10 protein-coding genes are annotated in these 14,179 nt (G+C 69.7%); 8 read left to right on the forward strand and 2 right to left on the reverse strand.

From position 1 onward, the window contains the following. Positions 1-72: 72 nt before the first annotated feature. Positions 73-1,074: an adenosine kinase gene (locus tag HZF19_RS03735; RefSeq protein WP_208027399.1), complete on the reverse strand. Its 1,002-nt coding sequence runs from the start codon at positions 1,072-1,074 to the stop codon at positions 73-75. Between the two features lie 70 nt (positions 1,075-1,144). On the opposite strand from HZF19_RS03735, the gene HZF19_RS03740 reads away from it, so the two are divergent. From HZF19_RS03740 to HZF19_RS03775, 8 genes are all read left to right on the forward strand, one after another. After that, complete coding sequence (locus HZF19_RS03740) at positions 1,145-3,784, forward strand: M1 family metallopeptidase (protein WP_208027400.1); 2,640 nt, start codon at positions 1,145-1,147, stop codon at positions 3,782-3,784. A 13-nt stretch (positions 3,785-3,797) separates the two neighbouring features. Then, complete coding sequence (locus HZF19_RS03745) at positions 3,798-4,775, forward strand: TerC family protein (RefSeq protein WP_208027401.1); 978 nt, start codon at positions 3,798-3,800, stop codon at positions 4,773-4,775. Positions 4,776-4,782: 7 nt separating this feature from the next. Continuing rightward, on the forward strand, positions 4,783-5,220 hold the full coding sequence (locus HZF19_RS03750) for a universal stress protein (RefSeq protein ID WP_208027402.1): 438 nt from the start codon (positions 4,783-4,785) through the stop codon (positions 5,218-5,220). 38 nt (positions 5,221-5,258) lie between these two features. Further along, positions 5,259-5,498 (forward strand): polysaccharide deacetylase family protein, encoded by a 240-nt coding sequence (locus HZF19_RS17380; RefSeq protein ID WP_208027403.1) that lies wholly within the window; start codon positions 5,259-5,261, stop codon positions 5,496-5,498. Positions 5,499-6,745: 1,247 nt separating this feature from the next. Beyond that, the gene (gene glgX / locus HZF19_RS03760; RefSeq protein WP_268962754.1) at positions 6,746-8,920 is read left to right on the forward strand and encodes a glycogen debranching protein GlgX; all 2,175 of its coding nucleotides are present in this window, start codon (positions 6,746-6,748) and stop codon (positions 8,918-8,920) included. A 2-nt stretch (positions 8,921-8,922) separates the two neighbouring features. After that, complete coding sequence (locus HZF19_RS03765) at positions 8,923-11,307, forward strand: alpha-amylase family glycosyl hydrolase (protein WP_208027405.1); 2,385 nt, start codon at positions 8,923-8,925, stop codon at positions 11,305-11,307. 41 nt (positions 11,308-11,348) lie between these two features. Next, positions 11,349-11,894 (forward strand): hypothetical protein, encoded by a 546-nt coding sequence (locus tag HZF19_RS03770; protein ID WP_208027406.1) that lies wholly within the window; start codon positions 11,349-11,351, stop codon positions 11,892-11,894. Between the two features lie 32 nt (positions 11,895-11,926). Beyond that, complete coding sequence (locus HZF19_RS03775) at positions 11,927-13,162, forward strand: glycosyltransferase 87 family protein (protein ID WP_208027407.1); 1,236 nt, start codon at positions 11,927-11,929, stop codon at positions 13,160-13,162. Here the strand turns inward: HZF19_RS03775 and corA are convergent. Then, a complete protein-coding gene (corA, locus tag HZF19_RS03780) occupies positions 13,140-14,150 on the reverse strand; it encodes a magnesium/cobalt transporter CorA (protein WP_208027408.1) in 1,011 nt (336 codons plus the stop codon). The two genes, HZF19_RS03775 and corA, sit on opposite strands and share 23 nt — an antisense overlap. Positions 14,151-14,179: the final 29 nt, after the last annotated feature.

The raw sequence follows: 14,179 nt of genomic DNA on the forward strand, positions 1-14,179 counted from the left end.
GCCGCGCTGGAGAAGATCGCCGTGCACGGCTGGTTCCCTACCCGGGACCCGACCGGCTCGACCACGGTGGGGTCAGGCGCGGAGCAGGTCCTCCGCCAGGGCGGCCAGCGATCGTTCGGGGCGGGCTCCGAGATGGCTGATCACCTCACCGGCGGCGAGGGACCCCAGCCGCGCGGACGCTTCGACGTCGAGCCCGTGCGTGTAGCCGTAGAGGAAGCCCGCGGCATACAGATCGCCCGCCCCGGTGGTGTCGATCACCTTCCCCACCGACCAGGCGTCGACATGGACCCGCTCGCCCGCCGCGGTGATCACCACTGACCCCTTCTCGCTCCGGGTGAGGCAGGCGAGCTCGCAGTGCCCGGCGACCCGTTCCGCCGCCTCCTCCCACCGCCGGACCTCGTACAGCGAGAGCAGCTCGGCCTCGTTGGCGAACAGGATGTCGACCCGGTGCTCGGCCAGGTGGAGAAACTCGGCCCGATGGCGGTCGACGCAGAAGGCATCCGAGAGGGTGAAGGCCACCTTCGCTCCTGCGGCTCGTGCCGCGTCCATGCTCTTCAGCAGCGCGTCCTTGGCATCCGGCTCGTCCCAGAGGTAGCCCTCGCAGTAGAGGACCCGGCCGCGGGCCACCAGCGTCTCATCCACGTCGCGAGGGCTGATCGCGCTGGACACGCCCAGGTAGGTGTTCAGGGTGCGCTGCGCGTCCGGGGTGACGAGCACCAAGCAACGCGCGGTGCCCCGAGGATCGCTGTCAGGCGCGAGCGGCTCGAAAGAAACCCCGGCGGCCCTGATGTCGTGAGTGAACACCTGCCCGAGCACGTCGTCGGCCACCCGCCCGATGAACGCGACGGTGCCGCCGAGCGAGGCGATGCCCGCCGCGGTGTTGGCGGCGGAGCCACCGGAGGACTCCACGGCAGGTCCCATGGCCTCGTAGAGGCGCTGGGCGGTGGCGTCGTCGATGAGCCGCATCGAGCCCTTCACCATCCCGTGTGCCTCCAGGAAGCCGTCGTCGGCGTGGGCGATGACATCGACGATGGCGTTGCCGATGGCCACGACATCGAAGCGCTCCTGGGTCATGGCCCCGGACCCTACCCGGTACGCTCTCGGCGAACTGCGGTCCCCTACCGGATGCGACGACCCGAGCTGCGTGTCCGACCGAGCCGCCCTCCTCAAGCCACCGGAGCCTTTCGTGCCGAACGAGACCACCGAGACACCCGCGAACCCCCATCGCCTCCCCCGCACGGTCATCCCCGTCCGCTACGACCTCACTCTGCGGCCGGATCTCGATGAGGCCACGTTCACCGGCAACTGCACCACGACGGTGGAAGTCCTCACAGCCACGAACACCATCGTGCTCAACGCCGTCGACCTCGAGATCGACGAGGTCCACCTCGAGGGACTCGACGGCACTCGGCTGCACCCTGAGCTGGTCGCCCTCGACAGCGAGACCGAGCGACTGACCATCGAACTCGACGCCATCGCCGAGCCCGGTACCTGGCACCTGCAGCTGCACTTCCGTGGGGTGCTCAACGACAAGCTGAAGGGCTTCTACCGCAGCACCTTCACCGACGGCGACGGCAACGAGCAGGTCATCGCCACCACCCAGTTCGAAGCCACCGACGCCCGCCGGGCGTTCCCCTGCTGGGACGAGCCGGACCTGAAGGCCGTCTTCGCGGTCACGCTGGTCGTCGATCCGGGCCTTGCCGCGCTGTCCAACTCGGCGGAGATCGAGCGCACCGAGACCGACGACGGCAAGGTGGCGGTGCGGTTCGCCGACACCATGAAGATGTCGACCTATCTGGTCGCGTTCATCGTCGGCCCCCTCGAGGTCACCGCCCCGATGGACGTGGACGGCACGCCGCTGCGGGTCGCCTACCCGAAAGGCAAGGGGCACCTCACCGGCTACGCGCTCGAGGTGGGAGCGTTTTGCCTTCGCTACTTCGCGGACTACTACGGCATCGCCTACCCGGGCGACAAGCTCGATCTGGTCGCGATCCCGGACTTCGCGTTCGGGGCCATGGAGAACCTCGGCTGCGTGACGTTCCGAGAGGTGCTGCTGCTCGTCGACCCCGAGCGGGTGACCCAACCGGAGCTGGCCCGGGTGACCGAGGTGATCGCCCACGAGCTGGCCCACATGTGGTTCGGCGATCTGGTCACCATGCGCTGGTGGAACGGGATCTGGCTGAACGAGGCCTTCGCCACCTTCATGGAAATGCTCGCCACCGACGCCTTCCGCCCCGAGTGGGAGCAGTGGACCAGCTTCGGGCTGGCGCGATCAGCGGCGCTCGACGTCGACGCCCTGAGGAGCACCCGACCGGTCGAGTACCCGGTCGTCTCACCCGAGGACGCCGAGGGGATGTTCGACGTCCTCACCTACGAGAAGGGCGCGGCGGTGGTGCGGATGCTCGAGCAGTACCTCGGCGCCGAGGTGTTCCGAGACGGGATCCGCCGGTACCTCGCTCGCCACCAGTTCACCAACACCGAGACCACCGACCTGTGGGACGCCATCGAGGAGGCGAGTGGCGAGCCGGTGCGGCGGATCATGGACTCGTGGATCTTCCAGGGTGGGTTTCCGGTCGTGGAGGTCGACCTGGTGGACGACGGCGGCACGATCCGGCTCACCCAGGAGCGCTTCGGCTACGCCGGTGATCTCGGCGGCGACGACGAGCTGGAGGCCCTCCGGGGCACCAGGTGGGCCATCCCCGTGATCCTCACCATCTCGATCAACGAGGTGCTCACCGTGGAGCGGGTCCTGCTGGAGGGAGACAGCGTCGACGTCCCGGTGGTCGAGGAGATCGACTTCGTGCTGGTGAACACCGAGGGCACCGGCTTCTACCGGGTCCGCTACGCCCCCGACCTGCTGGCCGCGCTGGCCACCAGGGCCGCCACCGCGCTCTCACCCATCGAGCGCTACGGGCTGGTGGATGATGCCTGGGCGGCGGTGCTCGCCGACCAGATGACCGCTGCCCAGTTCCTCGATCTGGTGGGCTCGTTCGCCGCGGAGACCGACCTGTCGGTGTGGCAGCGGATCATCGGCGCGCTCGGCGCGCTCGATCGCCTGATCGACGGCGAGCCCCGAGAAGTCCTGCGCGAGCGGGTCCGCGCGCTGCTGCACCCCGCACTCGATCGGCTCGGGCCGGCACCGGCAGCGGATGAGACCGACCGGGATCGACAGCTTCGCGGCGTGCTGTTCGAAGCACTCGGCACCATCGGCAACGACCACAACGTCGGCGATCGAGCCCGAGCGCTGCTCGCCGAGTCGCACCGCGGCACCGACGTCGATGCCAGCCTGGTCGCGGCCTCGATCAACGTGATCGCGGCCACGGGGAGCGCAGCCGAGTTCGAGGACTTCGTCGCCCGCTTCGCGGCGGCCCCGACGCCCCAGGAGGAGCTGCGCTACCTCTCGGCGCTCGCGGACTTCGACGATCCCGAGCTCATGCAACGGGTGCTGGCGATGAGCATCACCGATCAGGTCCGCACCCAGAACGCTCCCTACCTGCTCCGGCGGGCCCTGTCGAACCGCAACCAGGGCAGCCTGGCGTGGTTCTTCATCCAGGACAAGTGGGAGACGATCAACGAACGGTTCCCGAGCAACAGCATCGTGCGGATGCTCGAGGGCATCCGCACGATGCTGGCGCCCGAGGTGGCTTCGACGGTGTTCGCGTTCTTCGAGACCCACGAGGTGCCGCAGGGCGACAAGATCCTGGCGCAGCACCTCGAGCGGCTGGAGGTCAACGTCGCGCTCCGCGCACGCGAGGCCGAACGGTTCGCTCGCTCGCTGACCTGAGCCGGAGCGACCCGTGCTCCTCGCCTCCGCCTCGAACGTGCCGGGCGCCGACATCGTCGTCGCGCCGTGGGAGTGGGCGCTGTTCGTGGGCTTCGTGGCCCTGCTGGTCCTGGCCGACCTGTTCCTCTTCCACCGGGAGGCCCACGAGATCTCGCTGAAGGAGGCGGCGGTCTCGACCGCCGCCTGGGTGGTGATCGGGCTCGGCTTCGGGCTGTTCTGCTGGTGGTGGCTGGGCGGAAGCGCCGCCACCCAGTACTTCACCGGCTACGTGATCGAGAAGAGCCTCTCGGTCGACAACGTCTTCGTGTGGGCGGTGATCCTCGGGTACTTCGCCGTGCCACGAGCCAACCAGCACCGGGTGCTGTTCTGGGGCATCTTCGGTGCGCTCGTCCTGCGGGCGATCTTCATCTTCACCGGGGTCGCGCTCCTCCAGCGCTTCGAGGTCCTGCTGCTGGTGTTCGGCGCGTTCCTGGTCTTCACCGGTTGGCGGGTCGGCACCCACGACGAGACCGAGATCCATCCCGAGCGCAACCCTGCGCTCAAGCTGGTACGCCGGGTCATGCCCGTCACGGCCGAGTTCCACGGAACGCGCTTCACCGTCGTGCAGGCGGGCAAGCGCTACGCCACCCCGATGTTCGTGGTCCTGGTGCTGATCGAGGCGACCGACGTCGTGTTCGCGGTGGACTCGATCCCGGCGATCCTGGCCATCAGCCGTTCGCAGTTCATCGTGTTCAGCTCGAACGCGTTCGCCATCCTCGGGCTGCGCTCGCTGTACTTCGTGCTCGCGGGAGCCCAGGACAAGCTCGTTCACCTGAACAAGGGGCTCGGGGTCATCCTGGCGTACGTCGGTGTGAAGATGCTGCTGTCGTGGTGGGGGGTGCACATCGCCACCCCCATCTCGCTGGCCTTCATCGCCGTGGTGCTCGGGGTGACCGTGCTCGCCTCGCTGCGGGCAGCGGCGAGAGCCAGCCATGAAGCCGTCGACGGATGAGGAGCCGATGAGCATCGAACGGATCGTCGTGGGCCACGACGGCTCGCCCGGAGCGCGCCACGCCATCGAATGGGCGGCCGGCCTGGCGCGCCAGCTCGGGGCTGAGGTGGTCGTGGTCCGGGGCTACGACCCCCTCGACGAGCTCGGCCGGGCCGAGCCGCCCATCGACTTCGCAGCTCTCGAGGACGCGGCTCGCCGCACGCTGGCCGCCGACTGGTGCCGGCCCCTGGCCGACGCCGGCGTCCCCCACCGCTCGGTGCTGATCGAGGACGATGCCGTCTCGGCGATCGCTCACGCCGTCGAGGGCGAGCGGGCGGACCTGGTCGTGGTGGGCAGCCACGGACGCACCGGTTGGCGGGAGCGCATCCTCGGGAGCGTGGCCACCAAGCTCCCTCATGAAGTGCCCTGTCCCGTGGTGATCGTGCCGGCGCACCGGGCGTCCTGAACCACCGGTACCGTGCAGCGGCCTACGCTCCCCTGCGCATGGCCACGGTCGTCCGCCGGTCGCCCGAGCTGCCAGGAGATCGGTTCACCGCGGACGAGCCGGTGATCGCCCTCACCTTCGACGACGGACCCGGCTCCTTCACCGCCCCGATAGCGGAGGAACTCCGGCGACTCGACGCTCCGGCAAGTTTCTTCGTCGTCGGCGAGCTGGCTGCCACCAGCTGGCTGCCACCCACCCCGACACCGTCGCCACCCTCGCCGCGCTACCGGCCACGATGAACAGCAGGAGCGACTCGTCGAAGCGCTCCTGCAGCCCGACCACGACGTCGGAGCGGTCCAGCACCGCCTTGGCCGCGGCCAACACCTCGGCGTCCGCGGGGCTGCCAGCCCTCGCCGACACGGCGCCGACCAGCCGCGTCTGGCCGTTGTTGACGAGGGACGCGAACGCCGAGGAGCACACGTAGTCCTCCAGCGACTCGACGCCCTCCAGGGCCCGATCGTGCACGGGGTCCCGGCTCTGGGAGCGCATGTAGTAGTAGTAGTGCGACACGATCCGGTCGACGGGGTGGTCGAGGTCGCCGATCATGTGGTCGCAGCGCATGCCGTACGCCAAGCTGGCCAGCGCGTCGCCGGCGAGGAACGCGCGCAGCGCGGCTGCATCGTCGGGTGGGATCCGCTCGTCCGCGTCCCGGAACAGCACCCAACCCGGTGCGAGCTTCCACGCGGCGTCGAGCAGCCGCTGGCGGTTCTGCCGGTCGTCCCAGCCCTCATAGCGGCCCTACGCGGTGAAGCCGGGAGTGGTGGGGTGGGGGTCCACCGTTGAGGTGGGGGCCTCCGTGGATCTCGCGACTGCTCGACGGTCCGAGAGTCGGGAGGCCCCGGTGGTCGACGGTAGTTGCGGTGCGGTGTGGAAAATGGTTCGGCGCGCCCGGGTTCGAGGTGCTGTCGGTCGACGCTGACGGCGAAGGTGCCGTCCGTGGTGTGGATCACTACTGCCCGCGGGCGCTTCCCCACCCGCCCCTGGTCGAACTGTGCTGGGAGAGGACCGCTCGGCGAGCGACTCACCAGATCAGCCGGTGTAGCGGGGATTCGCCGTGCACTCCTCGCCGCGGCGTTCGCCCTCACGTCATCTCGAGCCGTCGTCGTCGATCCCGTGGTCGTGGTCGTGGACCCACCCCCGGTGCTCGTGGTGGTGGGCTCCACGCTCGTGGTCGTGGTCGGCTCGGTCGTCGTGGTGGTGCTCGACGACGTCGTGGTCGTGGTCGGGTAGATGTCCGTCGTCGGGTAGATATCGTTCGCCAGAGGGATCGCCTGGGGGTTGGGGTCCTTCAGCACATCCGCGTGCGCGAGCGCCGCCGACGCACTCACTCCGAAGCTGAGCAGCGCACGAACATGCGCCGACTCATCCGCCCGTTCAGGTAGGCGTTCACCAACTGCTCACGAGACGCCCACGAACTATGACCGTCCGGCTCGATGCGGTCGGCGAGCCGGATCCCGCGGCCCACAGCACGGTGAGGCGCATCGCCATGCTCCAGCAGCTTCGCCGGCGGTGGCCGCGCCTACACTCCGCCGCTGTGGAGGTCTGGCCTGGGGAGCCCTTCCCTCTGGGGGCCACGTTCGACGGCGCGGGGACGAACTTCTCCATCTTCTCCGAGGTGGCGGAGCGGGTCGAGCTCTGCTTGTTCGACGACGATGGCCACGAAGAGCGCCTGGATCTGCCCGAGGTCACCGCGTTCATCCATCACGGCTACCTGCCCGGCATCCAACCCGGACAGCGCTACGGATTCCGGGTCCACGGGCCATGGGCGCCGGAGGAAGGCTCACTGGCCAACCCGGCCAAGCTGCTGATCGACCCGTACGCCAAGGCGGTCGAGGGCCAGGTGGACTGGGCCGAGGCGGTGTTCCCCTTCCTCGGCGACCCCCACGCCAACGAGCCCTCGCACGCCGACAGCGCACCGTTCGTCCCGAAGTCGGTGGTGATCAGCCCGTACTTCGACTGGAGCGACGATCGCCACCCGCGCACCCCCTGGCACGAGACGGTCGTCTACGAGACCCATGTCAAGGGCTTGACGTGGCGGCACCCGGAGGTCCGAGAGGAGCTCCGGGGCACCTACCTCGGCCTGTGCAGCCGACCGGTCATCGATCACCTGAAGAAGCTTGGCGTCACCGCCGTCGAGCTGATGCCCGTCCACCAGTTCGTCCACGACCATCGGCTGGAGCAGCTCGGGCTGCGCAACTACTGGGGTTACAACTCGATCGCCTTCCTCGCCCCGCACAACGAGTACGCGGTGTACGGCCAGCGCGGCCACCAGGTGCAGGAGTTCAAGCAGATGGTCAAGATCCTGCACGCCGAAGGCATCGAGGTGATCCTCGATGTCGTCTACAACCACACCGCCGAGGGGAACCACCTCGGGCCCATGCTGTCGCTGAAGGGCGCGGACAACGCCGCCTACTACCGGCTCGACCCTGCGGACCGGCGCCGCTACGTCGATTACACCGGCACCGGGAACAGCCTCAACATGCGGCACCCCCACGTGCTACAGCTCATCATGGACAGCCTCCGCTACTGGGTGCTCGAGATGCATGTCGACGGCTTCCGCTTCGACCTCGCCGCCACTCTGGCGCGCGAGCTGCACGACGTCGACAAGCTGTCGGCCTTCTTCGACCTGATCCAGCAGGACCCGGTCGTCAGCCAGGTGAAGCTCATCGCCGAGCCGTGGGACGTGGGCGAGGGTGGCTACCAGGTGGGGAACTTCCCTCCGTTGTGGTCGGAGTGGAACGGGCGCTACCGCGACGAGGTCCGAGACTTCTGGCGGGGCGTCGACAACACCGTGGCGGAGTTCGCGTACCGATTCACCGGCTCCAGCGACCTGTACGAGTCCAACGGTCGCACCCCGTCGGCGAGCATCAACTTCGTCACCTGCCACGACGGATTCACCCTCGCCGACCTGGTCTCCTACAACGACAAGCACAACGAGGCCAACGGCGAGGACAACCGCGACGGCACCGACGACAACCGGTCGTGGAACTGCGGTGTCGAAGGCCCGACCGACGACCCGGAGGTGATCGCCCTCCGGCGCCGGCAGCGCCGCAACCTGCTGGCCACGTTGATGCTCTCGCAGGGCGTGCCCATGCTGCTGGGAGGTGACGAGATCGGCCGGACCCAGCAGGGCAACAACAACGCCTACGCCCAGGACAGCGCCCTCTCCTGGTACGACTGGGAACACGCCGACGAAGCATTCCTGCACTTCACCCGGGCACTGATCCGGTTGCGCTCGGAGCACCCCGTCTTCCGCCGACCGCGCTTCTTCCAAGGCCGGGCGATCCAAGGCGAAGACGTCGACGACATCGGCTGGTTCACCCCAGAGGGCACGACCATGACCGAGGCCGACTGGTCGGCCGGCTTCGCCAGGGCCTTGGCGGTGTTCCTCAACGGGGACGCCATCCCGGCCCGGACCCCGCGAGGGGAGCCGGTGCGTGACGACAGCTTCTACGTGCTGTTCAACGCCTCCGACGACGCGCTCGAGTTCACCCTGCCCGACCCGAGCTACGGCGAGCACTGGGTCAAGGTGCTCGACACCTTTGAGGACGCCATGAAGCACACCTTCCCCCGCCCCGACGGGGAGGCCGCCAAAGCCGGGGAGTCGGTGACGGTGCGAGCCCGTTCGGTGGTGCTGCTCCGCCGGGTCGACGGTGCCTGAGCGTGCCGCGGGCTCCGGTCGCCACCTACCGGGTCCAGCTCGGTCCGGCGTTCACCCTGGATGACGCCGCGGCGCTCGTTCCCTACCTCGCCGAGCTCGGTGTCAGCCACCTGTACACCTCGCCGATCGCGGAGGCCGAGCTCGGCAGCCCTCACGGCTACGACGTGGTCGACCACCACCGGGTCCGAGCCGAGCTCGGCGGCGAGCCGGCGCTACGCCGGCTGTGGGCGGCGCTACTGGCCCACGAGATGGGCCAGGTCGTCGACCTGGTCCCGAACCACATGTCGATCGCCACCCACCGGAACCGGTGGTGGTGGAGCCTCCTCGAGGACGGCATCCACAGCCGCTATGCCAGCTACTTCGACGTCGATTGGGATGCGCCCGGGGCCCGGGGACGGGTGGTGCTGCCGTTCCTGGGGCTACCACTGCGCGACGCCGTCGAGCAGGGCGCGCTGGTGGCCTGGTCACCTCCCGGTGAAGCCCGGTTCACGCTCCGCCACGGGCAGCGCACCTGGCCGGTCGCCGATTCGTCGCTCGGAATGGTGGGCCTGGCACCGGGTGACTGCCCCGAGCGGATCGCCGAGGCGGTGCAGACCGCCAACCGCCATCCCACCCTCCTGCTCGAGCTGGCGGACAGCCAGCACTACGAGCTGGTCGAATGGCGGGCACGCGAGCGACGGCTGAACTACCGGCGCTTCGCCGACATCGACAGCCTCGCCGCGGTGCGCGTCGACCAGGCACCCGTCTTCGCCGACGTGCACCGGCTGCTGGCGGGCTGGATGCACGACGACCTCGCGAGCCGCGCGGTGCAGGGTGTGCGGGTCGACCACGTCGACGGGATCGCCGACCCTGGCGCCTACCTCGACCGGCTCCGTGAGCTGGTCGGCGATCGATGGGTGGTAGTGGAAAAGATCCTGGCGGCGGCTGAGCGGCTGCCGGCCTCCTGGGCGGTGGCGGGCACCACCGGTTACGACACCGCGGCCCGGCTCACCCGGCTGTTCGTCGAGCCCGCGGCCGAAGCGGAGCTGGTGGAGCTGGCCCGCGCCGCCGAGCCGAGGGAGCGGACCTGGGAGGGCTGCGTGGCGGCGGCCAAGCGAGAGCTGGCCACCGGGGCGCTGCGTCCGGAAGCCGAACGCGCCGCTCGGGCCCTGGCCGGTGATCCACCAGCACGCGACCTCACCGCGACGCTCGACCAGGTCATCGAGGATGCCGTGGCCCTCCGCACCTACCGGCGCTACGGCGCGCCACACCACCAGCCGGCCTATGCAGTGCGCTTCGCGCAGCTCACCGCGCCACTGTCCGCCAAGGCCATCGAGGACACCGCGTTCTACCGTTGGCTGCCCCTCGTGGCCTTGAACGAGGTCGGCAACGACCCCGCCCGGTTCGGAGCCGACGCTCCCGCCATCCACGACGAGGCGGTGCGGTCGGCGGCCGCGCACCCGCTCGGCATGTCGACGATCTCGACCCACGACACCAAATGGAGCGCGGACGCCAGGTTGCGCCTGGCGCTGGTCTCCCACGATGTGCAGGGATGGCGGGAGGTGGTGACGGCATGGTCGGCGCACAACCGCCGGCATCGAACCGGGACGCTCCCCGACCAGGCGATCGAATACCTCTACTACCAGGCCCTGGTGGCGGCCTGGCCCATCGATCGGGCACGGACGACCACCTACCTGGTGAAGGCAGCACGGGAACGTAGACGGCACACCTCCTGGACGAACCCCGACGAGCGCTACGAAACCGCACTGCGCCGATTCGTCGATGGCACGCTCGGCGATCCGGCGTTCACCTCCTCGCTGGCGGCGTTCGTGGCCCGTCTCGACCCGGCCGCCCGCGCACTCGGACTGGCCCAGGTCACGCTCCTGCTCACCATGCCCGGGGTGCCCGACCTCTACCAGGGCGACGAGCTGTGGAACCACTCGCTGGTCGACCCCGACAACCGCCGACCCGTCGACTTCGAGGAGCGCCGCCGGGCACTGCGCGACGCGACTTCGAGCGATCCAGCCCTGTGGTGGGGCGAGGCGGGCGACCGGGTCGGCGACGGTCCCGGGCTGGCGAAGATCGGCGTCATCAACCAGCTCCTGCGGCTCCGGCGCGCCAGGCCCGATCTGTTCGACGAGCACGCGGGCTACACACCGCTGCCGCTCTCCGGTCCGGAGGCCGGGAAGCTGATCGCGTTCGCTCGAGCGGAAGCGCTGGTGGTGGTGGTGCGGCGCGCCCCCGTCGACCCCGGGTCCCGAAACTCGCCCGACGCCACCGTCGAGCTCCCGGCGGGTCGCTGGCGCGACGTGCTCGGCGGCTGGCGCGGGCCTGGCGGACGCACACCGGTCTCCGAGCTGCACGACCCGCTCCCCTCGGCCGCGCTCATCCGGGCGGACGGCCCTTGATGGACCAGCCTCGGACATCCCTGGACCAAGGAGACATGACCATGAAGAAGACGATCGCACTGGTGGCCGCCACGGCAGCGCTGGTGCTCGGCGCCGCCGCGACACCGGCGTCGGCAGGCCCCCGGTTGAGCATCACCGTGGTCAAGACCGTCGGCACCACCCCCGGCGTGTGCGGGACCGAGAGCGCGATCACCGTGGCTCCCGGCACGACCGTGTACTACTGCTACACGGTCACCAACGATTCGGAGGTCACCTTCGGCGTCCACACCCTCACCGACGACAAGGAGGGGACGCTGCTCAACGCCGCGGACTACAACCTCCTGCCCGGGGCGTCCGTGAACACGGTCACCCTCGGCCTCACCGTCGACGCGGTGATCACCACCACCACCACCAACACGGCCACGTGGGAGGCCTGCTACGAGCTGCCGATCCCGGCGGGACGGACGTCCCAGGGGACCGTGCAATCCCTGTGCACCGAGGGCACGGCATCCGCCACGGTCACCGTGCAGGCACCGACGACCACCACCGCGCCCTCCACCACCACCATCCAGGCCGCAGCCCTCACGACACCCCGTTACACCGGCTGAGCCACGAGCCCATCGCGTCGTAGTCTCGGGCGGTGCCCGCGGCCACGACGCCCGCAGACCCGACCGTGCCGACGACCCCCCGGGCGACCGGGGGGTCGTCGCGTTGGGCCTGGCTGGTGCTGCTGTTGATCGCGATGCGGGTCGTCTCAGTCGTGGCGGTGCTGCACAGCGGCGTGGAGGAGGAGTTCTCGATCCTCGGAGGCGACGCCCTCCGCTACGAGACCATCGCCCGCTCGGACGGTCGACCGTACCGGGACTTCGAGGTGGAGTACCCACCGGTCACGGTGGTGGCGATCGAGCTGGTGGTCGGCCACGATCACCTCGACACCCTGACCCGCCTGGCCGTGAGCCAGCTCGTCCTCGACCTGGCCGTCGCGGCGCTCGTCGGCTGGGGGTGGGGGCGGCGCAGCGCCGTCACCTACCTCCTGCTCGGCACCCCTATGGTGCTCTTCCCGTTCCCCTACCTGCGGATCGATCTGGTGTCCGTGCTGCTCGCCATGCTCGGCCTGGCGCTGCTCCGACGGGCACACGAGCCCTCGGCAGGCGCATCGCTCGCCGTCGCCGCGCTGGCCAAGCTGTGGCCGCTGGCCGTCGCCCCCCGGCTGCTGGTCGAGCGCCGCTGGCGAGCCTTGGCGGCCGCCGCGGTGGTGGGTGGCATCGGCACCGCCGTGTGGCTCGGGCTGGGCGGCATCGACGGTGTCGAGCAGGTGGTGAGCTACCGGGGGGCCAGGGGCTGGCAGATCGAGAGCCTCCCGGGAGCCGTGCTGCACCTGCTCGATCCCTCCACTAGCCGACTCGAGCAGGGCGCGTGGCGCACCGGCGCGCCGATGCCAGGCTGGAGCCGCCCGCTGCTCACCCTCGCATCCCTGAGCACGATCGCCGCCGCGTGGTGGCTCGCCGGCCGCGGCACCGACCGCTCCCCGAGGGTCGTCGACGGCGTGGCCCCCCTCGCCGCAGTGGTCGGCCTGCTCGTGTTCTCCCCCATCATCTCGCCGCAGTACGTCCTGTGGCTCATGCCGTTCGTGGCCATCGCGGCCGCGCACGGCGAGCGGGTGCTGGGATGGCTGGGCCTCGCGCTGAGCGCGCTCACGACCTTCATCCTGGCCAGCATCCACGCCCAGATCGAGGGCCGGCTGTACGCGATGCTCCCCATCCTGGTGCGCAACGGGCTCCTCGTCGCCATGCTGATCATCGCGCTGCGCACGTTGAGCGAGCGCAGCGCGAGCCGAGCCGCCGAGCCCGGGGTCAGATCCAGCCTTTCCGCTTGAAGTACGCGTACAGCCCCGCGGTCGTCACGAGCATGGTGCCCAGCGCGCCGAAGTAGCCGTAGCGCCATTCGAGCTCAGGCATGTTGCGGAAGTTCATGCCGTAGATGCCGGCTATCAGTGTGGCCACGATGAGGATGGCACCCCAGCCGCTCGTCTTCTTCATGACGTCATTGGTGCGGTTCGCGACCAGCGCGAGGTGGGCGTCCACGATGTTGCCGAGCAGCTCCCGCTGGGTGTCGATCTCGTCGACGACCCGCAGGAGGTGGTCGAGCACGTCCTGGAAGTAGAGGATCGCCCGATCCTCGATCCAGGGGATCTCGCGGCGCAGGATCACGAGCACCACCTCGCGCATCGGGACCACCTTGCGCCGCAGGGCGATGAGGGTACGGCGAATGTGGAGCAGCTCTCCTTGCAGCTCCCGGTCCAGGGCGGCGATCACCTGCTCGCCCGCTTCGGCCCCCCGGTCGTTCGAGTACGCCCGGAACAGGCTGGACTCGATCGAGGCGAGCCGGTCCTCCGCTCCCTCGACGGTGTCGAAGTAGCCGTCGACCATGTCGTCGAGCAGCGTGTACAGGAAGAACCCGACCCCGGCGCCGTCCCCGGAGGTGCGCTCGAAGCGCTCGACCGCCGGCCTCACGTCGAAGACCCGACCGGCCCCGTTCGGAGAACGAACGCTGACCAGCCAGTTCGGCCCGACGAACAGCTCGACCTCGGGGAGGTCCAGGGGGTCCTCGTCGTGGGCGTAGCCCACGAGGAAGGCGTGGGAGGGGTAGAGGTCGACCTTGGGTCGCTGGTTGCGGAACCGCACGTCGTCGACGGCGAGCGGGTGGAGGTCGAACTCGCCGGTGATGCAGGCCAGGTCGTCCTCCGTGGGTCCGACCACGTCGACCCACACCAACTCCCCAGAACGGCCCACGTGGGAGGAGATCGCCTCGGGGGCGATCTGCTCCACCTGCTGGCCGCCGGTGAACACCCGGACCTCGAGCACGACCCCATCCTGCCCCAGGTCGGGGCGGG

The sequence above is a fragment of the Rhabdothermincola sediminis genome (assembly GCF_014805525.1).
In the GTDB taxonomy this organism is placed as follows: domain Bacteria; phylum Actinomycetota; class Acidimicrobiia; order Acidimicrobiales; family Acidimicrobilacustridaceae; genus Rhabdothermincola; species Rhabdothermincola sediminis.